Source organism: Actinomadura madurae, from assembly GCF_900115095.1.
Taxonomy (GTDB): Bacteria; Actinomycetota; Actinomycetes; order Streptosporangiales; family Streptosporangiaceae; genus Spirillospora; species Spirillospora madurae.
In genome coordinates, this window is sequence record NZ_FOVH01000007.1 from 196,303 (window position 1) to 223,098 (window position 26,796).

General features: G+C 72.6%; 20 protein-coding genes and 1 pseudogene. 9 read left to right on the forward strand and 12 right to left on the reverse strand.

The window, feature by feature from the left end:
* Window positions 1-57 precede the first annotated feature (57 nt).
* Window positions 58-1,683 (reverse strand): ATP-binding protein, encoded by a 1,626-nt coding sequence (locus BM339_RS21150; RefSeq protein WP_024934848.1) that lies wholly within the window; start codon window positions 1,681-1,683, stop codon window positions 58-60.
* 220 nt (window positions 1,684-1,903) lie between these two features.
* On the reverse strand, window positions 1,904-3,124 hold the full coding sequence (locus tag BM339_RS21155) for a cytochrome P450 family protein (protein WP_083597804.1): 1,221 nt from the start codon (window positions 3,122-3,124) through the stop codon (window positions 1,904-1,906).
* Window positions 3,125-3,495: 371 nt separating this feature from the next.
* On the opposite strand from BM339_RS21155, the gene BM339_RS21160 reads away from it, so the two are divergent.
* Complete coding sequence (locus tag BM339_RS21160) at window positions 3,496-4,380, forward strand: lytic polysaccharide monooxygenase auxiliary activity family 9 protein (RefSeq protein ID WP_244938603.1); 885 nt, start codon at window positions 3,496-3,498, stop codon at window positions 4,378-4,380.
* Window positions 4,381-4,401: 21 nt separating this feature from the next.
* Here BM339_RS21160 and BM339_RS21165 read toward each other — a convergent pair whose 3' ends face one another.
* Window positions 4,402-5,136: a glucose 1-dehydrogenase gene (locus BM339_RS21165; RefSeq protein WP_021592866.1), complete on the reverse strand. Its 735-nt coding sequence runs from the start codon at window positions 5,134-5,136 to the stop codon at window positions 4,402-4,404.
* A gap of 27 nt (window positions 5,137-5,163) precedes the next feature.
* Window positions 5,164-6,249: an NAD(P)H-dependent amine dehydrogenase family protein gene (locus BM339_RS21170; RefSeq protein WP_021592867.1), complete on the reverse strand. Its 1,086-nt coding sequence runs from the start codon at window positions 6,247-6,249 to the stop codon at window positions 5,164-5,166.
* Window positions 6,250-6,373: 124 nt separating this feature from the next.
* On the opposite strand from BM339_RS21170, the gene BM339_RS21175 reads away from it, so the two are divergent.
* Window positions 6,374-7,639 (forward strand): hypothetical protein, encoded by a 1,266-nt coding sequence (locus BM339_RS21175; protein WP_021592868.1) that lies wholly within the window; start codon window positions 6,374-6,376, stop codon window positions 7,637-7,639.
* 24 nt (window positions 7,640-7,663) lie between these two features.
* On the opposite strand, the gene BM339_RS21180 is transcribed toward BM339_RS21175, so the two are convergent.
* Complete coding sequence (locus tag BM339_RS21180) at window positions 7,664-8,803, reverse strand: NAD(P)/FAD-dependent oxidoreductase (RefSeq protein WP_177287744.1); 1,140 nt, start codon at window positions 8,801-8,803, stop codon at window positions 7,664-7,666.
* A gap of 105 nt (window positions 8,804-8,908) precedes the next feature.
* Here BM339_RS21180 and BM339_RS21185 point away from each other — a divergent pair, with 105 nt between their 5' ends.
* Window positions 8,909-9,286: a helix-turn-helix domain-containing protein gene (locus BM339_RS21185; protein ID WP_021599657.1), complete on the forward strand. Its 378-nt coding sequence runs from the start codon at window positions 8,909-8,911 to the stop codon at window positions 9,284-9,286.
* A gap of 8 nt (window positions 9,287-9,294) precedes the next feature.
* Here BM339_RS21185 and BM339_RS21190 read toward each other — a convergent pair whose 3' ends face one another.
* Together BM339_RS21190 and BM339_RS21195 are read right to left on the reverse strand one after the other, a co-directional pair.
* Window positions 9,295-9,897 (reverse strand): ClpP family protease, encoded by a 603-nt coding sequence (locus tag BM339_RS21190; RefSeq protein WP_075021966.1) that lies wholly within the window; start codon window positions 9,895-9,897, stop codon window positions 9,295-9,297.
* Window positions 9,894-10,523: a ClpP family protease gene (locus tag BM339_RS21195; RefSeq protein WP_024934846.1), complete on the reverse strand. Its 630-nt coding sequence runs from the start codon at window positions 10,521-10,523 to the stop codon at window positions 9,894-9,896. The genes BM339_RS21190 and BM339_RS21195 overlap by 4 nt, the downstream gene beginning before the upstream one ends.
* Before the next feature lie 92 nt (window positions 10,524-10,615).
* On the opposite strand from BM339_RS21195, the gene BM339_RS21200 reads away from it, so the two are divergent.
* Window positions 10,616-11,092, forward strand: coding sequence for a DUF4279 domain-containing protein (locus BM339_RS21200; RefSeq protein WP_075021967.1), 477 nt, complete (start codon window positions 10,616-10,618; stop codon window positions 11,090-11,092).
* A 72-nt stretch (window positions 11,093-11,164) separates the two neighbouring features.
* Here BM339_RS21200 and BM339_RS21205 read toward each other — a convergent pair whose 3' ends face one another.
* The 5 genes and pseudogenes from BM339_RS21205 to BM339_RS21225 all read right to left on the reverse strand — a co-directional run bounded on the left by BM339_RS21205 (window position 11,165) and on the right by BM339_RS21225 (window position 16,748).
* Window positions 11,165-11,854 carry a polysaccharide deacetylase family protein gene (locus BM339_RS21205; protein WP_075021968.1) on the reverse strand — a complete coding sequence of 230 codons (690 nt, stop codon included), beginning with the start codon at window positions 11,852-11,854 and terminating at the stop codon, window positions 11,165-11,167.
* 21 nt (window positions 11,855-11,875) lie between these two features.
* Window positions 11,876-12,562, reverse strand: a pseudogene (locus tag BM339_RS21210) (glycoside hydrolase family 11 protein); the annotation flags it as partial.
* Window positions 12,563-12,891: 329 nt separating this feature from the next.
* Complete coding sequence (locus BM339_RS52320; protein WP_075021969.1) at window positions 12,892-14,622, reverse strand: TerD family protein; 1,731 nt, start codon at window positions 14,620-14,622, stop codon at window positions 12,892-12,894.
* A 6-nt stretch (window positions 14,623-14,628) separates the two neighbouring features.
* Window positions 14,629-15,198, reverse strand: a complete 570-nt coding sequence (locus tag BM339_RS21220) for a TerD family protein (protein ID WP_021600514.1) — start codon at window positions 15,196-15,198, stop codon at window positions 14,629-14,631.
* A 185-nt stretch (window positions 15,199-15,383) separates the two neighbouring features.
* Window positions 15,384-16,748: a S1 family peptidase gene (locus BM339_RS21225; protein ID WP_083597806.1), complete on the reverse strand. Its 1,365-nt coding sequence runs from the start codon at window positions 16,746-16,748 to the stop codon at window positions 15,384-15,386.
* Between the two features lie 181 nt (window positions 16,749-16,929).
* On the opposite strand from BM339_RS21225, the gene BM339_RS21230 reads away from it, so the two are divergent.
* From BM339_RS21230 to BM339_RS21250, 5 genes are all read left to right on the forward strand, one after another.
* The gene (locus BM339_RS21230; protein WP_075021970.1) at window positions 16,930-19,107 is read left to right on the forward strand and encodes a discoidin domain-containing protein; all 2,178 of its coding nucleotides are present in this window, start codon (window positions 16,930-16,932) and stop codon (window positions 19,105-19,107) included.
* A gap of 90 nt (window positions 19,108-19,197) precedes the next feature.
* On the forward strand, window positions 19,198-20,511 hold the full coding sequence (locus BM339_RS52325; protein WP_075021971.1) for a beta-1,3-glucanase family protein: 1,314 nt from the start codon (window positions 19,198-19,200) through the stop codon (window positions 20,509-20,511).
* Between the two features lie 14 nt (window positions 20,512-20,525).
* Window positions 20,526-23,579, forward strand: coding sequence for a discoidin domain-containing protein (locus tag BM339_RS21240; RefSeq protein WP_075021972.1), 3,054 nt, complete (start codon window positions 20,526-20,528; stop codon window positions 23,577-23,579).
* Window positions 23,580-23,848: 269 nt separating this feature from the next.
* Window positions 23,849-25,153 carry an alpha-glucosidase/alpha-galactosidase gene (gene melA / locus BM339_RS21245; RefSeq protein WP_075021973.1) on the forward strand — a complete coding sequence of 435 codons (1,305 nt, stop codon included), beginning with the start codon at window positions 23,849-23,851 and terminating at the stop codon, window positions 25,151-25,153.
* Window positions 25,150-26,796 (forward strand): hypothetical protein, encoded by a 1,647-nt coding sequence (locus BM339_RS21250; RefSeq protein ID WP_075021974.1) that lies wholly within the window; start codon window positions 25,150-25,152, stop codon window positions 26,794-26,796. Before melA ends, BM339_RS21250 begins: the two co-directional genes overlap by 4 nt.

The following is a 26,796-nucleotide window of genomic DNA, read 5'->3' on the forward strand; positions in this document are numbered from 1 at the left end:
TGCCGGGACCGGGTCGGCCCCGCGATCCGTCCGCCGAACGGGCCGGGGCCATGAGCCCTACTGATCGTGTTCTTGGGTGGACGTGGTGTCGTGCTCCCCGGAGCCGCCGGTCGTCCGGTGGCGGCCCGAGGCGGACTCGCGGAACGCGGCGAACCGCGCACCCGGGTCTCGGGGCCGGGGGGCGGGGGCCGCCTGCTCCTGGACCGTCCCGGAGAGTGTGGCGCCGCGGCGGCGTTTGGGCAGGTGCAGCTTGCCGTCGGAGCCGCCCTGGCTCGGCGCCCCCGCCGTGGCCATGGCGGGTTCGCGGGCGTGGGAGGAGTCCTCCCTCGGCGCGCTCCGGAGGGACTCGGCGAGGGTTCCCGCAGGGGCGGTGTCCAGGGGCTGGGTGATGAGCTGGCGCGGGATCAGCACGACCACGCCGACGCCGCCGCGCGACGAGGGCCGGAAGCTGACCTTCAGGCCGTGCTTGCCCGCGAGCCGCCCGACCACCGCCAGCCCGAGCCGGGTCCCCGGCAGCGACGAGAGGTCGGCGGCCTCGGAGACCAGCCGCTCGGCGCGCTCCCGCTCGCGCTGGCGCATCCCGAGCCCGCTGTCCTCGATGGTGACGACGACGCCCGCGTCCTCCTCCTCGGCGTACACGTGGACGGCGGTGCCGTGCGGGGAGAAGTTGGCGGCGTTGTCCATCAGCTCGCCCAGCGCGTGCATGACGCCCTCGGCGGCGAACCCGGCGACGGCGACGGTCGTGGTCGAGTGGTACTGGACGCGCTGGTAGGAGGCGATCCGGCCCATGGCGCCGCGGATGACGCTCTCCATCACGATGGGCTTGGTCCAGCGCCGCCCCGAGCGCCCGCCGCTGAGCAGCGCGATGCTGTCGGCGAGGCGTCCCATCTGGGAGACGTGGTGGTCGAGGTCGAGCAGATCGCCGAAGACCTCGTCCTCGCTGTACTGGTCCTCCAGCTCGCGCAGCTGGGCGAGCATGCGCGTGGTCTGCGCCTGGATCCGCGCCGCCGCGCTCGCGCAGGCCGCCATGGCGGCCGCCCTGGTGCGCTCGCCCGTGCCGAGGCCGTCGGCGAGCTCGCGCAGGAGCCGGTCCAGCGCCGCGTGCGAGGGCGCCGGGATCTCGGCCAGCACGGACGCGGCCGAGGCGCGGTCGCCGCGGATCCGCTCGATCAGGAGGGGCAGCGTCGAGTCGGCCAGCCGCGCGACCTGCTCCTCCAGGGAGGCCAGCTCGGCCCTGGCCTGGGCGGCGCCGCGCTCGCTGGTCGCGACGCCGTCGGCCACCATGTGCACCAGGCGGCCCAGCACGTGGTCCCGTTGCGGCCCGGCGAGCGTCTCGTCCGGAGCCGCCCCGTCGTGGAGACGTCCGATCAGCGCGGGCAGCGGCCCGTCGAGCAGTTCCTGGAGCCTGCGCTCCAGCCGGTCGCCCTCGCCTTCCATCCGGGCCAGCCGGTCACGGAAGCCCCGCGCGCACTCGGCGAAGTAGGCCGCCGCGCCGATCGCCAGGCTGATGGCCAGCGCCGCCACGCCGCCCCCCACCGCGACCAGCGCGCGCGACCGGCCGTCCACCGCGAGCAGCGCGCCCAGCCAGGCGCCGACGACGACGATCGCCGCGAACGTCCAGATCCAGAACGCGCGTTCCAGCGCGGCGCGTTCGAGGCGTGCTCGACCTGCTGGTGTTGCCATCCATCGTGTCCCTGTGAGCGGTGGCGGCGGGCGCGGGGCTTCGTCGACCCGTCGCTCGGCGGCCATTACGGACTTAAAGGCGTGATCAGAATGCACCATGGAGCGCACGCGCACATGCTTTCCCGGAAAACCCGGGCGATCTTCGATGCGGCGGCCCGCGCGTTCCGGACCGCGATCCCCGGGCCGGTCGGCGGCCGATCCGGCGGCGGGGAGCGCCCGCTCAGGGCCTGACGGTGCCGAGGGCGACCGGCAGGGAGAGCGGGCCGACCGTGAAGAACGACGGCGAGTAGGGGATGTCGGCGGGCTCGATGGTGAGGGCGAGTTCAGGCAGCCGCCGGTAGAGCGCGGAGAGCGCCAGCCGGCCCTCCAGCCGCGCCAGCGCCGCGCCGATGCAGTACCTGGGGCCGTGACCGAACACGAGACGCTGGTTCTGCTCCCGGGTGAAGTCGAAGGTGTCCGCGGTGTCGCCGTACTCCGCCGGGTCGAGGCCGCTCGCCTGGTAGACGACGCCCACCGCCTGCCCCTTGGGGATCCGCACCCCGGCGATCGTCACGTCCTCCGCGGTGAAACGGAAGCTGGTCATCATCACCGAGTGGCGGTAGCGCAGGGTCTCCTCGACCACGTCGTCCCACCGGTGCTCGGCCTTGACCCTTTCCAGCTGGTCCGGATTCTGGTCCAGCGCCACGATGGCATTGCCGAGCAGGTGGACGGTGGTCTCGTGACCGGCGACGAGCATCAGCCACAGCACGCCGACCAGTTCGTCGGTGGTCAGCCTGTCATTCTCGTCGCGGGCCTGGACGAGGCTGGAAGTGAGGTCGTCGCCCGGTATCCGCTGCCTGCGCTCCACCAATTCATGCAGATATGCCTGGAGGGCGTTCTGGGTCGCGAACGCCTCCTCCGGCGGGGTGGTGTGCGCGAGCAGCCTGGCGGTCCAGTCGCGCATCCGCGGCCGCTCCTCGGCCGGCACTCCGAACAGTTCGCAGATCACCCACATCGGGAGCGCCTCGGTGAAAGCGGGAACCATGTCGACGCCGTCGCCGGCGGCCACGACGTCGTCCAGCAGACCGTCCACGATCTGCTGGATACGCGGCTCCAGCGCCTTCACCCGCGCGGGCGTGAACGCCTTGCCGACCAGGCCGCGCAGCCGCCGGTGGTCGTCGCCGTCCTTCGTGGACAGGTGGCCGCCCTGGACGATGGCGCGCAGGGGCCAGTCGTCGGGGATCGATCCGTCGTGCAGCGCGGGCCAGTGCTCCGGGTCCCGCAGGAAGGTCTTGTTGTCTCCGGCGAGGATCTCCCGTGCGGCGGTGTGGGTCAGTGCCAGGTAGGCGGGGACGCCCCCGGGGAACTCGACTTCGACCATGGGAGCGATCTCCCGCAGCCGTACGCAGGTGGCCAGCGGACTCTCGTCCGCGGCGGGGAAGGAGGGCAGGCGCGTGGTCATTCGATCCCAGGGAGAGGCAAGTAAGGGGTGATCGCGAGATGATTCATGAATATCGTCTTGATCGACCCCGGACAACCTATCCCGAACGATCGATGATGTGGCGTTTTCGCCGCATCGAACTTCCCGCCGTATCGACGGTCGAGGACATAGGTGAACCGTCTAAAAGGCGCCCCGAGCTCGATGCTGTTCACAATCGGCTTCCACTCCCGTGGGAAAGGCTCCTTTTCTCTTAATTCATCTGCCGACAATCGCTGCGGTCGCGCAGTTCCGGTCCGTACAGGGCGAGGGAGAGCCGGTGTTTCCGGCGGGTGAACCCCCTCCCGGGCCGGATGCGTACTGCTGGGAGTTTCCGATCTGAGGGGGGCTTTGACGTGGGCGTTCGCGTGCCGGCCTTCGCGACCGTGCTCGGGATCCTGCTCGGCACGGCGCTCCCGGCCGCTCCGGCCGGGGCGCACGGGGCGCTGGAGAACCCGGCGAGCCGCGCGACCGGCTGCGAGCCGGGGCGCGGCGCCGAACGGTCGAGCGCCGCCTGCCGGGCCGCGGCGAAGGTGAGCGGCGCGGCGCTCGCCGAGTGGGACGAGCTGCGCGTGCCGAACGTCAACGGCCGCGACCGGCGGATGATCCCGGACGGCGAGCTGTGCAGCGCGGGCATCGAGCGGTTCCGCGGACTGGACCTGCCGCGGGCGGACTGGCCCGCGACCCGGCTGACCGCCGCCGCCCGCCACACGTTCCGCTACCGGGTGTCGATCCCCCACCGGGGCGGTCTCCGGCTGTACATCACCCGCGACGGCTACCGGCCCACCCGCCCGCTGACCTGGTCGGCGCTGGAGGCCGAGCCGTTCCTGAAGGTGAAGGACCCGCCGCGGCGGAACGGGGCGTACGTCTTCACGGGACGGCTCCCCCGCGGCAAGACGGGACGGCACCTCATCTACACGGTCTGGCAGACCTCGGACACGCCCGACACCTACTACTCCTGCTCCGACGTCACGTTCGGCGCCGCGCGGAAGCGGCCCGCGAAGCAGGCCCCCTCCCCCGAGCGCTCCGAGGCCTCCCCTGCGCCGGGCGGGCAGGCACCGGGCGGCTCCCCCGGACCGGTGGACGTCACGCCCAGCCCGGTGGCCGGCACGTCCCCGGCCTCCGACCGGAGCTGGGAGCTGCTCCTCGCGGCGGGCGGCATCGCCGGGGCGGTGCTGATCTTCACGATCGGCGGTGCCGTCATGGCGGTCCGCCGGATGCGGATCCGCCGGGAGCTCTGAGCCCCGTGCCGGGCGGACGGGTCACTTGTGGGGGATCTGGTTGACGGTGCCCCCGTCCATGACGAACTCGGCGCCGGTGGCGTAGGACGACTCGTCGCTGGCGAGGAAGACCACGAAGGAGGCGACCTCCTCGGGGCGGCCGGGGCGTCCGAGCGGCACCGGGATCATGTCGTCGGGGATGCCCTCGGTGATCGGGGTCCGGATCAGGCCGGGGTGGAGGGAGTTGACGCGGATGCCGTGCGGGGCGAGCTCCACGGCGACCGACTTGGTCAGGCCCCGCAGCCCCCACTTGGAGGCGACGTAGCCGTGCGCCCAGGATGTCCCGCGCAGGCCCTCGATGGACGAGGTGTTGATGATCGAGCCGCCGCCGGACGCGATCATCGCGTCGGTGGCCGCGCGGATGCCGAGGAACGGGCCGGTGAGGTTGACGTCGATGATCTGCCGCCACTTCTCCAGCTTGAACCGGTTGATCGCCGCGCCGTTGGCGATCCCGGCGTTGTTGAAGAGCACGGTGAGGCCGCCGAACTCGCCGACGGTGGTCTCGACGGCCGACGCCCAGTCCTCCGGGCTCGTCACGTCGAGGTGCACGTAGCGGGCCGCGTCGCCCAGGTCGTCCGCGACGGCCTTGCCCTCGTCGTCGAGGATGTCGCCGATCACGACCGCGGCGCCCTCGGCCACCAGGGCCCGCGCGGAGGCCTCCCCGATACCGCGCGCACCCCCGCTGATCAGGGCGGTCTTCCCGTCCAGTCGTCCCATCGCCGGGTCCTTTCTGCCGTGCCGGTCTCAGTCGGACAGCGCCGCGGCGAACACGCCGCGGGCGGTGTTGAAGGGCAGGTCGAGCGGGGTCCGCAGGCCCGGCGGCGCCGCGACGACGTCGGGGATCGCGTTGACGATGCGGCCGGCGCCCGCGGCGATCGCGGCGTAGTTGTGGTCCCCCCTGGCGCTGGTCGGGCAGACGTCGACGCGGTAGGACGGCTCGCCGACGATCTCGACCCGGTAGGAGCCGCCGTCCTGCGCCGGCTGCGGCCAGTCGGGGCGCAGGTCGCCGCGGAGCCGGGTCGTGTGGTCGATGACGAGGACCTCCCGGCCGCCGGCGACGCCGCGGATCTGGAACCGCATGCCGGCGATCCCGCCCGCGGGGACGTGCCCGGCGGCCACGTCGAACGCCTCCGGCGCCGGCTCCAGCTCGTACCACTCGGTGATGTCGTCCAGCTCGAAGCCGAATCCCCGGGCCAGCATGCGGAGGCTGACGCCCCAGGACGCCGCCAGCATCCCCGGCTTGAACATCTTCGGCAGGTCCCCGGGAGGACGGCCGAAGCCCATGAAGTCGAACATGACCGGTCCGCCGTCGTAGGTCGCGTAGTCGGCGATCTCCGAGCAGCGCACCTGCTCCACCCGCTGGCACGTGCTGGCGATCGCGAAGGGCAGCAGGTCGTTGACCCATCCGGGGTCCACTCCGGTGGCGAAGAGGCTCGTCCTGCCGGCCCGGCAGGCGTCCTCGACGGGCTCGATCATGCGGTCCGGCAGCACTCCCCACGGGTAGATGAGCGGCACCGGCGAGGAGGCGACGACGTTGCTGCCCGAGGCGAGGATCTTCTGGATGTCGCCGAGCGCGTCGAACAGGCGGACCTCGCCGATCGCGCAGTAGGACGTGCACTCCGGCCGCGCGGCCAGGGCCGCGTCCAGGTCGGCGGTGGCCGCCACGCCCGTCACGACGCCGAGGCCGGCGAGCTCGCCGGCGTCCCGCCCGACCTTCTCCGGGCTCGACACCACCAGGCCGGCCAGCTCGAAGCGGGGATCCTCGATCAGCTGTGACAGGGCGATGCGGCCGACGTTGCCGGTCGCCACGTGCAGGACGCGGATGGCCATGGCTCTCCTCGATGGGCGGGCGCCGCCCGTCGGCCGGACAGGTGTCCAGGAAAGTATTCCAGAAATAGTAGAACGCGTTCTAGTGTGAACCCGACCGATCCGACGCGTACGAGGAGTCCCGCAGATGGCCCACCCGCCGGCGACACCCCCGAGCCGGTACGCCGACCTGTCCCGGGCGGAGCTCGCGGTCGTCGTGCCCGAGCTGCTCCTGATCGGCCAGCTCATCGACCGGTCCGGGATGGCGTGGTGCATCTCGGCGTTCGGAAGGGAGGAGATGGCGCGGATCGCGATCGAGGAGTGGGCGGCGTCGAGCCCGATCTACACCAGGCGGATGCAGCGGGCGCTCGGCTACGCCCCCGAGGTCCCCGGGAAGGGCGACGTCCCGACCATCTTCAAGGGCCTCCAGCTCGACATCGGCGCTCCGCCGCAGTTCATGGACTTCCGCTACACCGTCCACGACCGGTGGCACGGCGAGTTCCACCTCGATCACTGCGGCGCCCTGATGGACGTGGAGCCGATGGGCGAGGCCTACGTCCGCTCCATGTGCCACGACATCGAGGACCCGACCTTCGACGCGACCGCGGTCGCGACCAACCCGAAGGCTCAGGTGCGGCCGATCCACCGGCCCCCGCGGACGCCGGCCGACCGGCACCCCCACTGCGCGTGGACCGTGATCATCGACGAGTCGTACCCGGACGCGCGGGGCATCCCGCTGCTGGCCGTCAACGAGCGCTCCCGGGCCGCGAACCTCGGCCTGGCGCCGATCGACCCGTCCGACGACGGCCTCGCCGACTACTCGGGACCGCTGCTGTCCGACCTCGACTTCGCCGCCTTCTCGCGATCCGCGCTGGCCCGGATCGCCGACGAGGTCTGCCTGCAGATGCACCTGCTCGACCGGGCCTTCGGCCTCGCCGTGGCCGAGCGGGCCGCCGACGACGGCGAGCTGCTCCGGATCCGCCGCAAGCAGCTGGTGGGGATCGCCGGCGTCGCCGCGGAGCGTCTCGCCCGCGCCCTGGACCTGCCGGGGGACGCGCGGGGAGCGGCCCGCCTGCTGGCGGTGCACCCGCTCCTCAACCCCTCCGCCTACGTCGATGCCGTCATCGGGGACGGGAGCGTCGAGGTCCGCCCGTCGCCCGCCCACGAGGACGGTGCCTGGATCTCCCTGTGCGGCCCCGAGTGGACGGCTCCGCTCCGAGCCGCCGTCCGCGCCGTCGACCCCTGCCTCGACGTCGAGGCCGCCGCGCTCGGGTCCGGCGGGGCATGGCGGCTGGACGTCCTCCGCCGCGACCTGCCGACCCCCGAGGCCGACGAGGTCGCCGTCGTCCGGTTCAGCACCGGCACCGGGTTCGCCTTCGAGCCGCGGCGCTCCCTGCCGATCACTCCCGTCTGACGCCTGCGCGGGGTGCCTCGCCGGTCACGAGCGGTCCAGGCCCGCCCGATCCGGCCGGTAGGCGTCGAGCGCCGGCGACGGGCGGCCGTGGATCTCCTGGTCGATCAGCGAAGCGAGGTGGGGAGCGAGCGTCATCCCGCTGTGGGTGACGGCGGTGTACAGACCGCGCCGCTGGAAACCGATGAGCGGATACCCGTCGGCGGGCAGGGGACGGACGCACCGCCGCACCGCGGCGACCTCCGCGGTCAGGCCGGGGACGACGGCGCGCGCACGGGCGAGGAGTTCGGCGCCCACCTCCCGGACCAGCTCCGGGGTGGCCGACTCGTCGACCCCGGCGTCGAGATCGCCGGCCTCCAGCACGAGACCTCCGTCCTCCGACGGCCGGGCGGACAGGCCGGGAGCGTGCACGAGCCCGTTGAGGGCGCCCGGCGCCGCGGAGGTGGTGGCGACGAGGCAGGGGGCGGCCGAGCCGGGCTCGGACGGGTCGACCAGCGCGAGCGCGACGCCGGCCGTTGCCAGCAGCGCGGGCGCGTGCCGGCCCGCGGCGCAGACCGTGAGGTCGGCGTCCAGGCCGCGGCCGTCGTCCAGCCGCACGCCGGTGACGCGCTCGCCCTCGGTGGTGAGCGCGACCGCGCAGTGACCGGTGACGAACCCGGCGCCCGACGCACGCGCGCGCCGGGCCAGCGCCCGCGCGGCCGGGCCGCCGTGCACGTAGCCCTCGTCGCGGTAGTGCGCGATGATCGCGTCCCGTGGGGCTCGGACGTGCGGTTCGAGCGCACGCAACCGGCCGGCGTCGATGAGCTCGGCGGCGTATCCGAGGCCGGCCAGGCGGGCGACCCGGTCCCCCAGCTGGCTGCGGGCGTCCCCGTCCGCCGCCCACGTCGTGCAGCCCGCCGGGTGGTACCAGGCCGGGGCGCCGAACCCGGCGGCCAGGTCCCGCCACGCGGCCAGCGCCGCCGTCCGGAACCGGTGGTAGGCCGGGTCGCCGGGGTCGTTGGCGTTGAGCCAGGCGTAGCCGGTGCCGGACGTCCCGGCGCCGGGCTCCCGCGCCTCGACCACCGTGACCTCGTCCCGCGGGCGCGCTCGGCCGCCGGCTCCCGGGCGGGTGAGCCGGTCCGCCAGCGCCGCCCCGACGATCCCCGCGCCCACGACCAGTATCCGCATGCCATCAAGGATGACCGACCCCGGCGTTCCGGCGGGAGAGCGGCCCGGTTCTGCGGTGGGCGGAATGCCTGGGGGTGGACGGTACCGCCGATCTACCATGACGGCATGGCCGAGACCGCCCGCCCGCTGATGCCCGCCGACGAGCCGCCGCACGAGCCGCCGCACGGGCCGGCCGCGCCACCCCAGCCGACGGAACCGCTGTGGCGGGACGCGCTCGGCCAGTGCCTGCGGCGGCTGCGCCTGGAACGCGGCGAGATCCTGGTCGAGACCGCCCGCCGCGCCGGCGTCTCCCCGCAGTACCTCTCCGAGATGGAGCGCGGGGTCAAGGAGCCGTCCAGCGAGATGATCGCCGCGGTGGCCGGCGCCCTGGACGTCACGCTCGGCGACCTGACGCTCGCGATCGCGACGAGCCTTCTGGCGATGCCCGCCGGAACCGCTCCGGCGGGCCCCACCTGCCAGGTCGCCTACGCGCTGGCCGCCTAGGCGGTCCCTCACATGGGGAGCGGCCGGCGTTCCTCGATCACGTGGTCGATGAGGCCGTAGTCCCGCGCCGTCGTCGCGGTGAACACCCGGTCCCGGTCCGTGTCGGTGCGCAGCGTCGCGGTGTCCTGCCCGGTGTGCCGGGAGAGGATGTCCTCGATGTCCGCGCGGACGCGGACGACCTCGTCCGCCTGGAGGATGAGGTCCGGGATCGCCCCGCGCCCCTGCCCCACCGGCTGGTGCAGGACGACGCGGGTGTGCGGCAGCGCGGCGCGCTTCCCGGGAGTGCCCGCGGCGAGGAGCACGGCGCCGACGGCGACCGCCTGCCCCACGCAGGTCGTCGCCACCTGGGGACGGATGTAGCGCAGCGTGTCGTAGACGGCGAGCATCGCGCTCGGGTCACCACCCTCGCAGTTGATGTAGAGCTGGATGTCGCCGTCGGGGTTGTCGGCCTCCAGGTACAGCAGCTGCGCGACGAGGGCGTTCGCGACGCCCGCGTCGATGGCGGTGCCGAGATAGATGATCCGCTCGGTCAGCAGGTGCGAGTAGACGTCCATGATCCGCTCGCCGCGCGGGTGCTGGGCGATGACGTTCGGGATCGTGTAGGTGCTCATCGGACGCCTCCTTCGGCCGGGACGCCGAGCCCGACGGTGCGGTGGACCACGGGGACGACGTCGTCCAGCGTGCCGACGACGGAGTCGATGAATCCGTATTCGAGGGCCTCCTGCGCGGTGTACCAGCGATCGTGCAGCGAATCCTCGAAGACCCGGTCGAGGGGCTGGCCGGTGTCCTCGGCGATAAGGCCGAGGACGGTGTCGCGGGTGTGCCGCAGGTCGTTGGCCTGCAGTTCGATGTCGACGGCGGCGCCGGCGATCCCGGCGGAGCCCTGATGCATCAGCACGCGTGCGTGCGGCAGGGCGCGGCGCTTGCCGCGGGTGCCGGACGACAGCAGGAACTGCCCGGCGCTGTAGGCGATGCCGAGCACCACCGTGGACACGTCGCACGGGACGAGCCGCATGACATCGCGGATGGCGAGCATCGACGGCACCGACCCGCCGGGCGAATGGATCCACAGCGCGATGTCGGACGACGCGTCCTCCTTCGCCAGGGTGATCAGCTGCGTCGCCAGCAGGGTGCCGTTGTCGTCGTCGAGTGGGCCGTCGAGCACGAGAACACGCTGCTGGTAGAGCTCGCGCCGCACGCGCTCGTTGAACATGGGGATTCCTGGTTCCTCGCTCATGCCTTTCACTCTGCGCGGGGCCATGCGGTGGTCATAGTCCGATCCGCCCACGGCGGATCCGCTCTCAGCAGCGGCGTCGATAGGGTCACCGGATGCGGGTGTCCCAGTACGTCTACTTCGCTCTGAAATCGACGCGGGTGCCGGCCACCGAGATCAGCGCGCGGCTCGGGATCGAGGCGGACGAGAGCAAGGTGCGCGGAAGCCGTCTGGCGCGGCCGCCGCGTCCCGTCGCGCACACGTGGCGGATCGTCTGCCGCCGGCCCGGGCTCACCGTGGACGAGCAGATCGCCCGGGTCGTGGACAGGCTGTTCGAGCACGCGGAACGCATCGGCGCCCTGGCCCTCGAACTCGACGGCGCCGGTGAGGGGTGGCGCGCGGCCACCCTCCAGGTGGTGCGGGTGTTCGAGCATCCGGACGGCGAGGAGGAGGCCCGGCCCGCCCCGGCCGGCGGCCTGGAGAAACTCCCCGGTCAGCACCAGCTGCTGGGCTGGCACCTGGACGGGCGGGTGCTGGAGTTCCTCCGCCTCACACGCGCCGAGCTGGACATCGACGAGTACGCCTACGGCTGAGCAGGCCGCTCCGGACGGCGATGGGCGCGGCGGCCTTGTGGGCCGCCGCGCCCGGCTCTCGCGGTTCTTCGATCAGGCGGGGGCGACGGCACGGCCGGTCCGCGGTGAGATCATTCCCGCGCAGAGGCCGCGAGCGGCCAGGACCTGGGCGATCCGCGGAATGGCCGCGCGCGTGTTGGCGGGCCATTCGTGCATGAGGATGATCTGACCGGCGGTGAGGCGGCCGGCGGCCTGCACGATCGCGTCGGTGCTCGCCCCGTTCCAGTCCTGCGAGTCGACGTCCCAGATGATCTCGGTGAGGCCGTGCCTGGTCTCCACCGAGCGCAGGGTCGCGTCGGTCTCGCCGTAGGGCGGGCGGAACAGCCGGGGAGTGCCGCCTCCGGCGCCGGCGATGGCCTGCTGGGCCCGGGAGATCTCCGAGTCCATCTGCGCCTCGCTGAGCTGGGTCATGTGCGGATGGGTGTGACTGTGGTTGCCGACCCACATGCCGGCGTTGACCTGGGCCCGGACCTGGGCCGGGTAGGCGGCGGCGTACTGGCCCTGGTTGAACATCGTCGCCCGCAGGCCGTACTGGGTGAGCGCGTTGAGCAGGCTCGGGGTGTTGTCGTTGGACGGGCCGTCGTCGAAGGTGAGCCCGATGTATCCGTTGCAGGCGGCGGCGTGGGAGGGGGCGGCGGTCACGGCGAGGGCCGCGGTCGCCGCCGCCGCGGCGGCCAGTGCCGTCGACAGCGTGCGTCTGGGCAAGGGTGATCCGGTGCGCATGGCGGGCTCCTCCGGCGCTCAGCCGACGGTGATGCTGGAGCTGCCGCTGCTCTGGTAGCCCTCCGTGGCCATGATCATGTAGTAGCGGAAGGCGCCCAGGTTCATGCCGGCGCGCGCCCAGGCGTCGAAGTGGTTGCCGGTGGTGATGGAGCCCCCCGTCCGCCTGGACTGCCGGACGCTCCAGTACTGGTCGAAGGTCCTGGTGCCTTCGACGGACGGGGCGTTGTACCGCGTGGTCTTGTAGATGTCGTAGGTGCCGCCGTCGCTGGTGACGGTGCCCTTGTAGGTTCCGGTGGGCCGGTAGCTGCCCCAGTTGTCGACGATGTAGTACTCGACGAGCGGGTTCGACGTCCACCCGTAGAGGGCCAGGTATCCGTTGCCGGACGGGTTGAAGCTGCCCGAGTAGTTCACGGTCCTGCGGCCGCCGTTGCTCCAGCCCTTGCCCGCGACGAAGTTCCCGGCGTTGGACCAGGAGGTGCTGTAGCTGCCGCCGCTCCTCAGCGTCATCGACACCGACCCGCCGCCGTCGGTCCAGAACGAGTAGAAGTACCCGTTGTCGGTCCCGGTCTGGTTGGTGGTGATGACCGTGTCGGCGGCGGCCGAGCCGGGCAGCAGGGCGGCGGACGCGACCAGGGCCGCGCCGAGAGCGCCCGCGCCGATGAGGCGCCTGCGGGTGATCGGGCCGGCGGGGGTGGCGTGCTCGTACATGCTTCCTCCTCGGGAGCATCGGCGGGGGGCTCGGCCGTCCCGCCACCGATGACCGCGCCCCCGAAGGGGTGGATCCGGCGGCGGAACCGGTGGCGGAACCGGCCGATCGGGTGTGAGTATGCGCGCGCTTCCCCGACAGTGTCAACGATTCCTTTCGAAACATTTCGGTCATCCGGTCGAATCTAGATCGTTCCACAGGACGGTTGACGTCGCAGGACGCGTGTCGAATGCGTGCGGCATCCAATTCTCACGAGGCTCGATGAGCGATCACTGGACGCAATTCTCGAAAGTTTCGAGAGGCGTCCCTATGCCGTTCGCCGGGGCTTGGCTCAGCCGTGGGAGGCGATGCTCCGGGCGTGCGCGCCGAGGACGTGGGTGAACAGGGCCGGTGGGCGCGTGCCGTCGCCGGCGTCCGGGAGGACCTCCGGGGTGAGGGTCCAGTCGACGCCCACCCAGGAGTCGCCGATGGCGTCCTCGCTGGACGGGAGGTTGTTGCACGACTGGCGGACCCGCATGGCGCGGACGGACTCGGCCGCCGGCGTGTCGGTCTCGACCAGCAGCACCGGGACACCGACCAGCGGGCCGTCCTCGACCAGGCGCAGCAGCCGGTCCGCGTCCTCGCCGTCGAGCGCGGCGCCGGCGTCGAGGATCATCACCAGGCGCACCGGCGGGCCGCCCATCGGGCCCGCGAGGGACTCCTCCGCGCCGCCGATGCGGCGCAGGTCGACCAGGTCGAGGAGGCGGCGGAGCCGCTCGGCCGCGTGCGGGCCGGTGGCCACGCCGCCGCCCAGCAGGCGGGCGCAGGTGGCCGGGTCGAAGCCGTGCAGCCAGCCCGCGCCGGAGAGCCCGGCCGCGTCGATCACCTCCAGGCCGAGGACGCCGGGCGGCACGGCAGCGAGGAACCGGGTCGCGAGCGACCAGGCGTAGGCGGCCGCGTCGCCGGGCATCACGCCGCGCGAGATCCACATGGCGCGGCGCCAGGGCAGCCGCAGCACGAGCGGCACCCGCAGGCCCGGCAGCTCGGCGGTCGACAGCCGGCCGAGCAGCATTCCCTCGGCGAGGTCGACGCCGGGCCGCCAGGTCAGCCAGGACGGCGCGTCGAACGGCGCCACCTCGGGCGTGAGCTGCGGCTCCACTCTCGCCAGCTCGTCGCGCAGCTGGCCGGCGTCGGCGCGCAGGCGCTCGTCGGCCTCCCGCATGAGCTGCTCGAACCGCCCGCGCGGCTGCCGGCCGGCGATCTCCTCGTTGCGGAGGGTGAGCGCGTGCTCGGTGGCGGCGCGGAAGGCCGCCACCGAACGGCTGGCGTCCTCCCAGACCAGCCAGCAGCGTTCGATGTACTCGACCTCGGTGGACGACGGCTGCCCCGGCGCGGGCGGCTGCGGTGCCGAGGCCGGCGGCGGCTGTGCGGGGGGCGGCGGTGCCGAGGGCGGCTGTGCGGGGGGCGGCTGTGCGGGGGGCGGCTGCGCGGGGGGCGGCTGCGCGGGGGGCGGCTGCGGCGGCCGGGGAGGCGGGGGCGCGCCCACCGCGGGTCCCGGGGGCGGGGCGGCCATGGCGGCGTCCTGCTCGCCGGGGTCGTCCACCTCGATGCCGTGCGCCTCCACCAGCTCGGCCAGGCCCCCCGCGTAGCCCTGGCCGACGGCGCGCACCTTCCACGCCTCGGCGCGGCGGTAGATCTCCAGCCCGATGATCGCCTTCTCCGGGCCGAGCCCCCGGACGGTGAACTCGGCCGCGGGGTCGCCGCCGCTCGCGGTGAGGCGGAGCCGCGGCGGCGGCATCGTCCCGAAGGAGCCCGCGCCCGCCAGGCTCACCGCGATCAGCACCGTGAGCCCGGCGGGGACCGCGTCGAGGTCGAGCTCGACGCGCTGGCCGGCGCCGCCGTCGGCCCAGCGGACGCCGGGCGCCTCGGGGGCGTTGAAGAAGACCAGGTCGGCGTCCGACCGCACCCGCAGGTCGGGCCCGACGAGCAGGGCGCTGACGTCGACGGGCACGGCGCAGGACACGGTGGCGGTCACCCGCCGGGCGGGCAGCGGAGCGTTGCCGCCACGTGGGAGGTCGGCCATCGGCGGTCAGCAGTGCGCGGCGATCGTCGGCAGCATGTCCTGGAAGGTGCGGCCATGGCACGGCTCGCCGATCGCGTTCATCTTCCAGGCCCCGCCGTGGCGGTAGATGCGGGCCATCACCATCGCGGTGTGGGCGCCGCCGCCGGTCAGCGTGTACCGGGCCATCTCGCCGCCGTCCACCTCGTTGACCAGGCGGCAGAAGGCGTTCTCCACCTCGTTGAAGGTCTGCCCGTTGAAGGAGCTCACCGTGAACACCAGCGAGGTGACGTGGACCGGCAGCCGCGCCAGGTCGACGATCACCGACTCGTCGTCGCCGTCGCCCGCCCCGGTCAGGTTGTCGCCGGTGTGCCGGACGGAGCCGTCGTCGCTGACCAGCTTGCCGAAGTAGACCACGTCGGCGAGGTTGCGGTCGGCGAAGAGCACGCAGGAGGCGTCCAGATCGATCTCCCGCTCGCGGGATCCGAAGAACCCCTTCTTCTTCACCGCGTCCCAGCCGAGGCCCATCCGGACCATGCTCAGCGCGCCGCCGGGCTTCTCCAGCGAGATCCGCTGACCCTTAACCATCGAGACGGTCACAGCCGTCGCCTCCTCGCCATTCCCCTTGCCGCGCGAACCCGTGAGCGCGTCGTGCGAGGAAAGCCTTTCAGCCGATCCACCCTGTTGTCACCTGATCCGTGACGTCCGGGGCGACCTGTCAGGTGGCGCGGGGCCCGAAGGAAGCCCAGGCCGGATGTGGACTGGGCTTCCTTGGCCGTTCCCGGTCAGTAGCCCCTGGAGGGCTCGCCGTTCCCTGCGGGCTGACCGCCTTCGGGAGCCTGGCCGCCTTCGGGAGCCCCGGCGCCCTCCTGGCCGCCGGCGCCTTCCTGGCCTCCCCCGGCCTCCTCGCCGCCGCCTGCGCCCTCACCGCCACCGGCGCCCTGGCCGCCGCCGGCCCCTTCGCCGCCGCCTGCGCCCTGGCCGCCGCTGGCCGCCCCGATCTCCGCGCCGAAGGCGTCGAGGGCCTCGGTGACGGGCTGGAAGAAGGTGACGCCGCCGGTCTGGCAGTCGCCGGAGCCGCCGGAGGTGAGGCCGAGGGCGGTGGTGTCGGCGAAGAGCGGGCCGCCGCTGTCGCCCGGCTCGGCGCAGACGGTGGTCTGGATCATCCCGGTGACGGTGCCCTCGGCGAAGTTCACCGTGGCGCCGGTCGCGGTGACGGTGCCGTCGGAGACGCCGGTGGTGCTCCCGCTGCGCAGGACGCGCTGGCCGACCACGGCCTCGGCGGCCTCGGTGATCTCCTGCGACTCGCCGTTGTAGAGGTTGACCGCGCTCTCGCCCGCGGCGCCCTCCGCGCTCTCCACGAGCGCGAAGTCGTTGCCGGGGAAGCTGCTCTGCACGGTGGTGCCGACGGCCTCGGCGCCCTGCTGGTCCGAGGTCCACTCCTGGACCTCGTTGCCGCAGTGGCCCGCGGTCAGGAAGAAGTCCTGCTGGCCGCGCTTGACGTTGAAGCCGAGCGAGCAGCGGGCGCCCCCGCCGAAGATCGCGTCGCCGCCGAGGGCGAACGAGCGGAGCTTCCCGGGGATGCGCACCATGCGGATCGCCGCGCCCATCTGCTGGGTCGTGCGCTGGACTGCCGCCATCCGCGTGCCGGTGACCGTGTCGTCCGTCCACACCGTGACCTTGGATGTGGCGGGGTCGACCGCCCATCCGGTGCCGGGGATGTCCGCCACCGACCGTTGGAGGGTGTTCGTGACACGCTTCAGCGTCGCGGGACTGCGCTGCGCCATCTTGGGGACGGCCCCGGCGGACCGCACCGCGGCAGCGTCCGTGGCGTTGGTGACCGTGACGACGGGGCGTCCCGCCGAGTCGACGTAGGCGCCGGTCGTGCGGTCGCCGAGGCGGTCGGCGATGCCGGCGGCCTTGGCGGCGGCCTGCCCGGTCGTCCGCGCGGCGCGCACCGCGTCCTGGCCCGCGCCCTGGCGCCCGGCCCGCGCGTCCCCCGCGAGCTTCGCCTCCTGGCCGCCCGACCGTCCCTCGGCGTGCACGACGTACAGCGAGCCGGCCACGAGCCCGGCGGATCCGGCGGCCACCGCGGTCGTCGTGACCACGGTGCGCAGCCGATTGTTCCTCACGCTCTTCCGGCGCCTCATGAACCCTCCTGGTTCCGGGGTGTCGATCTACGCGGAGGGGTACGCGCCCCGGCGGGCGGGAGTTCAACACGTCTCGGGGGGCTCTTGACGGCCACATATTCCCCGCCTTAAATCAGGCTGTGAAATAAAGCGTGATCAAAGGGGCCCAGCTCAGTCGCACCCACCCCGAAGGAGATGCGCCATGCATCCCGTCCCACCCCCTGCGCCGCCGTTCGGGAGAGCCTGGCCGGCGGCCGCGTTCGCGCTCCTGCTCGCTCTCGCCCTCGCCGTCCCCGGTCCCACGGGACGCGCCGCGGCGGCGGCCTGCGGCACCGCGGACGCCGCGCTAAACCGCCCGGCCACCGCCTCGACCACCGAGAACGCGGCCTTCCCCGCCTCCGCGGCCGTCGACGGTGACTCCGGAACACGGTGGTCCAGCGCGTTCACCGATCCGCAGTGGTTACAGGTCGACCTCGGCTCCAGCCAGGAGATCTGCCAGGTCGTCCTGACCTGGGAGGCCGCGTACGGCAAGGCGTTCCAGATCCAGGTCTCCGGCAACGCCTCCGACTGGACCTCGATCTACTCCACGACGAACGCGAGCGGCGGCACCCAGACCCTCGACGTCACCGGCGAGGGCCGCTACGTCCGGATGTACGGAACCGCCCGCGGCACCCAGTACGGCTACTCGCTGTTCGGCATGGCCGTGCACACCGGCTCCGGCGGCGGGCCGCTCCCCGGCGGCGGGGACCTCGGGCCGAACGTGCTGGTGTTCGACCCGTCGATGAGCGCGTCCGACATCCAGGGCAGGCTCGACGCCGTCTTCCGCGAGCAGGAGAGCGACCAGTTCGGGACGGCCCGGTACGCGCTGCTGTTCAAGCCGGGCAGCTACAACGTCAACGCGAACATCGGCTTCTACACCTCGATCGCCGGCCTCGGCCGCGACCCCGACGACGTCACCCTCAACGGGGTCACCGTGGACGCCGGCTGGTTCGGCGGCAACGCCACGCAGAACTTCTGGCGGTCCGCCGAGAACCTGTCGATCAGCCCGCCCGGCGGGACGAACCAGTGGGCGGTGTCGCAGGCGGCGCCGTTCCGGCGGATCCACGTCCGCGGCGACCTCAACCTCGCCCCCACCGGCTACGGCTGGGCGAGCGGCGGCTACATCGCCGACTCGAAGGTGGACGGCCAGGTGCAGCCGTACTCCCAGCAGCAGTGGCTCACCCGGGACAGCCAGATCGGCGGCAACCTCAACGGCGTCTGGAACATGGTGTTCTCCGGTGTCGAGGGCGCGCCCGCGCAGAGCTTCCCGAACCCGCCGTACACGACGCTGAACACCAGCCCGGTGACGCGCGAGAAGCCGTACCTGTACGTCGACGCGGCGGGCGCGTACAACGTCTTCGTGCCTGGTCTGCGGCGCGACTCGCGCGGGACGACCTGGTCCGGCGGGTCGACGCCCGGTTCGTCCATCCCGCTGACGCGGTTCTACGTGGCCAAGCCCGGCGACTCGGCGGCCACCATCAACGCCGCGCTGAGCCAGGGCCTGAACCTGCTGTTCACGCCCGGCGTGTACCACCTCGACCGGACGATCGAGGTGACCCGTCCCGACACCGTCGTGCTCGGCGTCGGCTACCCGACCCTCATCCCCGGCAACGGCGTGACGGCGATGAACGTCGCCGACGTGGACGGCGTCAAGCTGGCCGGGCTGCTGTTCGACGCCGGGCCGGTCGAGTCGCCGGTGCTGCTGCGGCTCGGGCCCGAGAACGGGAACGCCGACCACGCCGGCAACCCCGCGTCCGTGCAGGACGTGTTCTTCCGGATCGGCGGCGCCGGGCCCGGCAGGGCGTCCACGAGCCTGGTGGTCAACAGCGACGACGTCCTGCTCGACCACATCTGGGCGTGGCGCGCCGACCACGGCGCCGGGGTCGGCTGGACGGTCAACACCGCGGCCAACGGGGTGGTCGTCAACGGCGACGACGTCACCGCCTACGGCCTGTTCGTGGAGCACTACCAGAAGTACCAGCTGATCTGGAACGGCGACGGCGGCAGGACGATCTTCTTCCAGAACGAGATGCCGTACGACCCGCCGGACCAGTCCGCCTGGCGCGCCGACTCGCCCGACGGCTACGCCGCGTACAAGGTGGCCGACTCGGTCACCACGCACGAGGGCTGGGGGCTCGGCAGCTACTGCTACTTCAACGTCGACCCGTCGATCGTGGCGGCGCGCGGGTTCGAGGTGCCGAACCGGCCCGGTGTGCGGTTCCACGGCCTGCTCACGGTCTCGCTGGGCGGGAACGGGGTCATCCGGCACGTCGTCAACGACACCGGCCCGGAGGCGTCCGGCACCGACACCGTCCCGGCCACCGTGGTCGCCTACCCCTGATCCCCGGCTGACGCTCCCCGCGGGTCCGCGCCGGGCGGGCCCGCGGGGGCTCGCGCCCCTCCTCTCCGCCCCCCTCGAAACGGAGATGCCATGAGGCTTTCCGCGGCCATGGCCGCCCTGTCCCTGCTCCTGCCCGCCGCCCTCGCGCCGGGCGCCCCCGCGAACGCCGCCGCGTGCGGGACGTCGGACGCCGCCCTGAACCGTCCCGCCGGCGCCTCGTCCACCGAGAACGCGTCGTTCCCCGCCTCGGCGGCCGTGGACGGGAACCCCGCCACCCGCTGGTCGAGCGCCTTCGGCGACCCCCAGTGGCTCCAGATCGACCTCGGCACCAGCCAGGAGATCTGCCGGGTCGTCCTTTCCTGGGAGGCCGCCTACGCCAGGTCCTTCCAGATCCAGGTCTCCGACAACGCCACCGACTGGACCTCCACCTACTCCACCACCACCGGATCCGGCGGGAGCCAGACCCTCGCCGTCACCGGCAAGGGCCGCTACGTCCGCATGTACGGGACGAGCCGCGGCACCCAGTACGGCTACTCGCTGTTCGGCATGGCCGTCCACACGACCGGGACGACCACGCCGCCCGAGGACGACTTCTGGGGCGACACCTCGACGATCCCGCCGGCGCGGAACGTCCTCATGGTCAAGGTGCTCAACCGGACGAACGGCCGGTATCCCGACAGCCAGGTGTACTGGAGCTTCAACGGTCAGACCCACTCGATCGCCGAGCAGCCGTACCTGGACATGCCCGTCAACTCCGCCGGGCGGATGTACTTCTTCCTCGGCTCGCCCACCAGCCGCTACCAGGACTTCATCGAGTTCACGGTCGGCGCCGACGTCTTCAACGGCAACACCACCCGGGTCGACGGCTTCGGCCTGAAGCTCGCGATGCGCCTGCGGGCGCACGACGGGTACGACGTGTCCGTCGGCGAGGACCAGGCCACCTTCGCCGAGGACCGGGCGGCCACGTTCCAGCGGTTCGTGGACGAGGTGCCGCCGGAGTTCGACTCGCTGGCGACCGTCGAGGCCCCGTACCGCATCCCGGCGCCGGGCAACTCGCCCGTCTTCCAGCCGGGCGGCGCGCAGGCGGGCTACTTCGCCTCCTACGCCGCGTCCGTCGGCGTCTCGGCCACGACGCAGCAGGTCACCGGGTGCTCCGGGCCGCTCGCGAACGACGCCGGGATGTGCTCGGCGCTCAACCGGCACGTCGCGCACCTGCCGCGGTCGCAGTGGTCCGACCCGGCGCTGTTCTACAACGCCGCGCCCGCGAACTACTACGCGAAGTTCTGGCACGACCACGCGATCGGGCGGCTGGCCTACGGCTTCCCGTACGACGACTACGCCGGCCGCTCCTCCTTCATCTCGCACGGCGACCCGCGGTACCTCCTCGTCGCCGTCGGCTGGTAACCCGGGAGAACCCGATGACCGCACGACAGCGGTACACGAGCGCCCTCACCGTGCTGGCGGTGCTCGCCGCACTCCTGACCGTCCCCGCGCGCGCCGCCCGCGCCGCGACGCTGCTGTCCCTGAACAAGCCCGCGACGGCGTCGTCCAGCGAGGGCGACGCCTACCCCGCGTCCGCCGCGGTGGACGGCAACGCCGGCACCCGCTGGTCGAGCGCCTTCAGCGACCCCCAGTGGGTGCGGATCGACCTCGGGGAGAGCAGGGACATCAGCCAGGTCGTCCTGAACTGGGAGGCGGCGTACGCGGCCGCCTTCCAGATCCAGGTCTCCGGCAACGGCTCCGACTGGACGTCCATCTACTCCACGACCACCGGTTCCGGCGGGAACCAGACCCTCGACGTCACCGGTCGCGGCCGCTACATCCGGATGTACGGGACCGCCCGTGCCACCGGCTACGGATACTCCCTGTGGGAGTTCTCGGTCTACGGCGAGGCCGAGACCGGGCCGCCACCGGGAACGACGCCGATCTCGGCGTTCAAGCAGGTGACGGCGTCCTCCTGGGAGGGCGGCAACGCGCCCGCGGCGGCACTCGACGGCCGCACCACGACCCGCTGGTCCAGCGAGGCCGGCGACGACCAGTGGCTCCGCGTCGACCTCGGCGGCACCGCGACGATCACCGGCGTCACGCTGAACTGGGAGGCGGCGTACGCGACCGGCTACCGCCTCGACGTGTCCGGCGACGGCACGTCCTGGACGACCCTCTATTCCACGACCACCGGCAAGGGAGGCGTCGAGAACCTCGACGTCACCGGGAAGGGCCGCTACATCCGGTTCTCCGGCACGGACCGCGCGACGGGTTACGGGTACTCGTTCTGGGAGTTCCAGGTCTTCGGGACCGTCGACTCGTCGTCCACCACGCCTCCCCTGCTCTCCGCGCCCTCCAAGGCGCCGGGCACGACCGGCCAGTTCGCGCTGGTGACGCCCGCCGACCACGCGATGGTGACGAACACGCGACGTCCCGTCCTGTCCTGGGCGGGCGTCCCCGGGGCGGCCCGCTACGAGGTGTGGATCAACATCAGCCGCACGGACTACGACTTCACCGCGTCCGGCCCGCTGCTGGACCTCTACACCAAGGTCGCCGAGACGTCCGGGACGAGCTACGCACCGTCCTGGGACATCGGCGACCGCTGGACGTACCGGTGGTACGTCGTCGCGGTGAACGGCTCCGGCGCGCGGACCACCTCGAACATCCGGACGTTCAGCGTCTACCTCCCCGAGATCGAGACGGTGGACGACGGAGTCGGCATCGTCAACGGAGCCCGCGACCTGAACAAGAACGGCTCGATCGAGCCGTACGAGGACTGGCGCCGGCCCGTTGAGGACCGCGTCGACGACCTTCTCGGCAGGATGACCACCGAGGAGAAGGCGTACCAGATGTTCTACAACGCGCAGGCGTACGCCCGGTCGGGCTGGCACTTCGGCCCGGCCCAGCCGAACGACCTCCACACCGTGCTCCGCGCGGCGGCCGGCACGCGTCTCGGCATCCCGCCGGTGTCGGCGGGCGACACGATCGCGGGCTACGAGACGACCTATCCCCTGCAGAGCGCCCTCGCCGCCGCGAAGAACTACCCCCTCGACTACAGGCTCGGCGACATGCAGCGCCGCGAGGAGCTGGAGATCGGGGCCCGCGGCGTCCTCGGCCCCCTCGCCGAGGTCGGGACGAAGGTGCTCTATCCCCGGATCCAGGAGGGCAACGGCGAGAACGCCGGCGTGGCCGCCGCCCAGGTGCGCGCGCTGGTCGCCGGGCTGCAGGGCGGCCCGGAGCTGAACCCGGGCTCCGTCCTCGCCACCGTCAAGCACTGGCCCGGCGAGGGCGCCGGCGGCGAGGCCGGCATCACCTACGACGAGGTGACGATCAAGTACCACATGATCCCGTGGCGGGCGGCGCTGGACGCCGGCGCCGTCAACGTCATGCCCGGGTACGCGGGCAGCGAGTACCTCGATCCGGGCGGGCCGGGTGCCGGGAACAGCGCGCCGATCCTGCGGTACCTGCGCGACGAGCTCGGCTACACGGGGCTCATCACCACGGACTGGCTGCCGTCGGGCGCGTGGGTGAGCGCGGCCAACGCCGGGTCGGACGTGATGGGCGGCGCCGACCCCGGCGCGGCCGGGTTCTCGATGGCCGACTTCACGGCGCGGGTGCCGGTGAGCCGGATCGACGACGCGGTCAGGCGCGTCCTGCGGCTCAAGTTCAAACTCGGGATCTTCGACCGGCCGTACGGCGACCCGGTGAACGGCCCCTACCGGTTCCACCAGCCGTCCTACGCGGCGCTCGCGAACCAGGCCGCCCGCGAGTCGATCACCCTGCTGAAGAACGACGGCGTCCTGCCGCTCAAGCTGAAGGAGGGCGACGACCTCGTGGTGGCCGGGCCGCGCGCCACGGACGGCGCCGCGTGCTGCATCTGGACGAGCTACTTCCACCCGAACCACGGCTCGCTCACCCTGCTGGACGCGATCAAGGCCCGTGCCGCGAAGGCGGGCGTCACCGTCCACCAGGACAGCGCCCCCGCACCGGACCTCGCGGTCGTCGCGGTCGGCGAACCCTCCTACACCCACGCGACCGCGTGGGTGAACGAGCGGCCCTACCTGCCGCCCGACCAGCTCGCGCTCATCAGGCGGTTCCATGACCAGGGCGTGCCCGTGGTCGTGGTGATGGACCTGCCGAGGCCCACGGTGATCAGCGAATGGAACGGCATCGCCGACGCCATCGTGATGACCTACCGGGGCGGCGAGGAGGTGGGCCCGGCGACCGCGGGCCTGCTGTTCGGCGACTACGAGCCGCGCGGGCGGCTGCCCTGGCAGCTTCCGCGCACTGTCGACCAGATCCTCCGTCCGGGCGGCGTCGACCGGCCCGAGGACGCCGTGGAGAACTGGAACATCCCGTACGACCTGGGCGCCACGCCCGCCGAACGCGCCGAGATCCACGCCCGCATCGACGCAGGCCAGCCCCCACCCACCGACTACGGCGACCCCCTGTACCCCTACGGCGCCGGCATCCAGAGCTGGCCGTAGCCCCCGCTCCCCCACCCCGAAGGCCCCGCCGCCTCCCACGAGCCGGCGGGGCCCCTCGGGCTGACCGGTCCCGGCCTGTCGGTGCTCAGCGCGACCGTGGCCGGCTCGGTGGTGACGGCGCCCAGATGGGCCGCCGACGCCCGCTCGGTCTTGTGTGGTGGTGTTTGTTTGTGGATGATTGGTGGATATTTCGAGCGTGATTGCGCATGCGTGCCTGGCTCTACCTGGACCGAAGGGTGCCAGGACGGGTCGGCCGGGAGGGGCGTCCGATGACGAAGATTGTTTTTGTGGGGGCCGGGAGTGTGGTGTTCACGCAGGCGCTGCTCGCCGACCTGCTCGGGTTCCCGGAGCTGGCGGACGCCCGCATCGCGCTGCACGACGTCGACGCCGAGCGGCTGGCGACGGCCGAGGCGGCGGCGCGGCGGATCGCCGAGGCGCGCGGCGCCCGGCCGGTGATCACGGCGCATCTGGAGCGGCGGGAGGCGTTCGACGGCGCCGACTTCGTGATCAACATGATCCAGGTGGGCGGGCACGGCTCGACCGTCATCGACTTCGAGGTCCCGGCGCGGTTCGGGCTCCGCCAGACGATCGCCGACACGATCGGGGTGGGCGGGATCTTCCGGGCGCTGCGCACCTTCCCCGTCCTGGACGGGATCGCGGCGGACATGGCGGAGTGCTGCCCGGACGCGTGGCTGCTGAACTACACCAACCCGATGGCGATGAACGTCTGGTACCTCGCCGCCGCGACGCCCGTCCGCAACGCCGTGGGGCTGTGCCATTCGGTGTACTGGACGACCCGCGGCCTCGCGGAGCTGGTAGGCGTCCCGTACGAGGAGGTGTCGTACCTGGCCGCGGGCGTCAACCACCAGGCGTGGGTGCTCACGTTCCAGCGGGACGGCGAGGACCTGTACCCCAGGCTGGACGAGGCGATCGAGCGCGACCCGGAGCTGCGGCGCCGCGTGCGGGTCGAGATGTACCGGCGGCTCGGTCACTACCCGACCGAGACCAGCGAGCATTCGGCGGAGTACGTCCCGTGGTTCATGCGGCACGACGCGGAGGTGGCGCGGCTGCGCATCCCCGTGGACGAGTACATCCGGGTCAGCGAGGAGAACCTGCGCGAGTACGCCACGACGCGGGCGGCACTGGCGGCGGGTGAGCCGATCCCGGTGGAGGGGAGCATGGAGTACGCGCCGCAGATCATCCACAGCATGGTCACCGGCAGGCCCCGGGTCGTGTACGGCAATGTGGTGAACCGGGGCCTGATCGGCAACCTGCCGGAGGGGTGCGCGGTCGAGGTGCCGTGCCTGGTGGACGCGCAGGGCGTGCAGCCGACCGCGGTCGGGGACCTCCCGCCGCAGTGCGCGGCGCTCAACCGGTCGTTCGTCAACGTCGGCGAGCTGACCGTGCGGGCGGCGGCGGAGGGGCGCCCCGACCACATCCGGCACGCCGCCATGGCCGACCCGAACACGGCCGCCACGCTCACGATCGAGGAGATCTGGACGCTGTGCGACGAGATGGTGAAGGCGCACGGCGACCTGCTGCCCGAGCCGCTGCGCCGGACCGGCCTGTCATGAGGCGGGCGGCGGCGGCCCTGGCCGCGATCGCGGTGCTGCTCCCGATGGCCGGCGCGGGCGCGGCGGACGCGGTGACCGGCGGCGTGCGGGTGCGGGCGGGCGACGACTGGACGCTGCCGGGCTGGGTCCGGCCGTCGGCGAACTCCGGGTTCTTCTCCGAGAAGGCGGCGCCGGAGTTCGAGGTGGGGACGCGCGGTCTCGACCTCACCTGGCGGCAGCTTCAGCCGGACGGTCCCGAGCGACTGCGCACTGACACGACCGGCTCCGCCCAGGGCATGGACTTCGCGTCGTTACGCGACCAGCTCGCGGACGGCCGGCCGTTCTGGATGCGCGTGTTCGCCAGCGGGTCGCGGTGGGCTCCGGAATGGGCGGCCGTCGAGTGCCGGGTGCAGCCGGTCGGGCCCGATTACGACGGGCAGTACCACCTGCCGATCTGGGACGAATGCGTGTGGGGACGGCTTCTCGGCGTCTACCGGAAGCTGTTCGTCGAGAAGAACCTTCGCGCTGATCCGCGGCTGCGTTTCGTCTATGTGCCGGGCGCGTTCACATGGGCGGAGTTCGATTACGACGTCATCAGCCAGGCCGCCGAGGAGGGGCTGACATTCGAGAAGTACCGGTCGTGGTACCGGCACGCCTGGCGCGATCTCGTTGAGATCTTCGGCCCCTACCGCACCAAGCTCGTGTTCACCGGCGAGGACTACCCCTGGGGGCCGTGGGGGTCGAAGACGGACCTGTTCGCCAGGCAGGCGGTCGACGCGGGTCTCGGCATCCGGACGGGCATCACCGAGGAGTTCAACTTCCATCTCAACGAGGCGCCCTCGTACGGAAGCCGTGTCGAACGGAACGGGCACATGACGGTGGACGAACGCCTGCCCGTCCACGACGGGCGGCATGTCGTCGCCACCGAGAACGAGTGCTTCAACGATTGCGGCTACACGACGGACGAGCCGTACTATGCCGTCCGGCAGTCGAACCTGAAGTCGCTGCAACTGAGAATGAACTGGGTATACGTGGTCCCGGGCCCGTCCTATATGAAGGAGTACCCGGATCACTGGAACTGGGTGCGGCTGAGCATCGGCAAGACCACGGCCGATTCACCTGACGCGTGGGCGGCTTTGCGCGACGCGGAGGACACCTACTGGAAGGACCGGACCGGTCCGTTCACCGGTGCCCGGGAATGGGCGAGCCGCCCATGGGTGCGCAACCTCGAACGCTGGCTCGTCCAGCGGGACGTCGCGCCGGACGGCAGGGCACGTCGCTCCACGGCCGACGTCCACACGCATGTCCTGACGGAGGAGAACGGCACGGCCTACGAGGGGCTGCGGACCGACCGCGCGAAGGGGCAGACATCGCTGTACTTCGACCTCGACGACCGCTTCCTGGACGGACGGCGCGAACCGGTGCAGATCAAGGTGACGTACCGGGACGCGGGCACGGGCGACTGGTGGATCGAGCATGAGGGCGGGCGCTCACCGGCCGTCCGCCGCACCGGCGACGGGTCGTGGAAGACCGCGACCTTCCGGCTGCCCGGGCCGGTCCTCGCGAACGGGCTGAACGGCGGCACCGACTTCCGGATCGCCACCGGCCGCGGTGACGACCTGGACGTCCGGTTCGTCCGGCTCGTACGGCAGAACAGGCCCTAG

Excerpts from the sequence above, each read along its gene's own strand:
- BM339_RS21180 (WP_177287744.1), bottom strand. The coding sequence starts at position 8,803 with ATGCGGATACTGGTCGTGGGCGCGGGGATCGTCGGGGCGGCGCTGGCG.
- BM339_RS21200 (WP_075021967.1), top strand. The coding sequence starts at position 10,616 with ATGCGGGTGTCCCAGTACGTCTACTTCGCTCTGAAATCGACGCGGGTG.
- BM339_RS21250 (WP_075021974.1), top strand. The coding sequence starts at position 25,150 with ATGAGGCGGGCGGCGGCGGCCCTGGCCGCGATCGCGGTGCTGCTCCCG.
- BM339_RS21240 (WP_075021972.1), top strand. The coding sequence starts at position 20,526 with ATGACCGCACGACAGCGGTACACGAGCGCCCTCACCGTGCTGGCGGTG.
- BM339_RS21185 (WP_021599657.1), top strand. The coding sequence starts at position 8,909 with ATGGCCGAGACCGCCCGCCCGCTGATGCCCGCCGACGAGCCGCCGCAC.
- BM339_RS21175 (WP_021592868.1), top strand. The coding sequence starts at position 6,374 with ATGGCCCACCCGCCGGCGACACCCCCGAGCCGGTACGCCGACCTGTCC.
- BM339_RS52320 (WP_075021969.1), bottom strand. The coding sequence starts at position 14,622 with ATGGCCGACCTCCCACGTGGCGGCAACGCTCCGCTGCCCGCCCGGCGG.
- BM339_RS21170 (WP_021592867.1), bottom strand. The coding sequence starts at position 6,249 with ATGGCCATCCGCGTCCTGCACGTGGCGACCGGCAACGTCGGCCGCATC.
- BM339_RS21150 (WP_024934848.1), bottom strand. The coding sequence starts at position 1,683 with ATGGCAACACCAGCAGGTCGAGCACGCCTCGAACGCGCCGCGCTGGAA.
- BM339_RS21190 (WP_075021966.1), bottom strand. The coding sequence starts at position 9,897 with ATGAGCACCTACACGATCCCGAACGTCATCGCCCAGCACCCGCGCGGC.
- melA (WP_075021973.1), top strand. The coding sequence starts at position 23,849 with ATGACGAAGATTGTTTTTGTGGGGGCCGGGAGTGTGGTGTTCACGCAG.
- BM339_RS21195 (WP_024934846.1), bottom strand. The coding sequence starts at position 10,523 with ATGAGCGAGGAACCAGGAATCCCCATGTTCAACGAGCGCGTGCGGCGC.
- BM339_RS21225 (WP_083597806.1), bottom strand. The coding sequence starts at position 16,748 with ATGAGGCGCCGGAAGAGCGTGAGGAACAATCGGCTGCGCACCGTGGTC.
- BM339_RS21205 (WP_075021968.1), bottom strand. The coding sequence starts at position 11,854 with ATGCGCACCGGATCACCCTTGCCCAGACGCACGCTGTCGACGGCACTG.
- BM339_RS21165 (WP_021592866.1), bottom strand. The coding sequence starts at position 5,136 with ATGGGACGACTGGACGGGAAGACCGCCCTGATCAGCGGGGGTGCGCGC.
- BM339_RS52325 (WP_075021971.1), top strand. The coding sequence starts at position 19,198 with ATGAGGCTTTCCGCGGCCATGGCCGCCCTGTCCCTGCTCCTGCCCGCC.
- BM339_RS21230 (WP_075021970.1), top strand. The coding sequence starts at position 16,930 with ATGCATCCCGTCCCACCCCCTGCGCCGCCGTTCGGGAGAGCCTGGCCG.
- BM339_RS21155 (WP_083597804.1), bottom strand. The coding sequence starts at position 3,124 with ATGACCACGCGCCTGCCCTCCTTCCCCGCCGCGGACGAGAGTCCGCTG.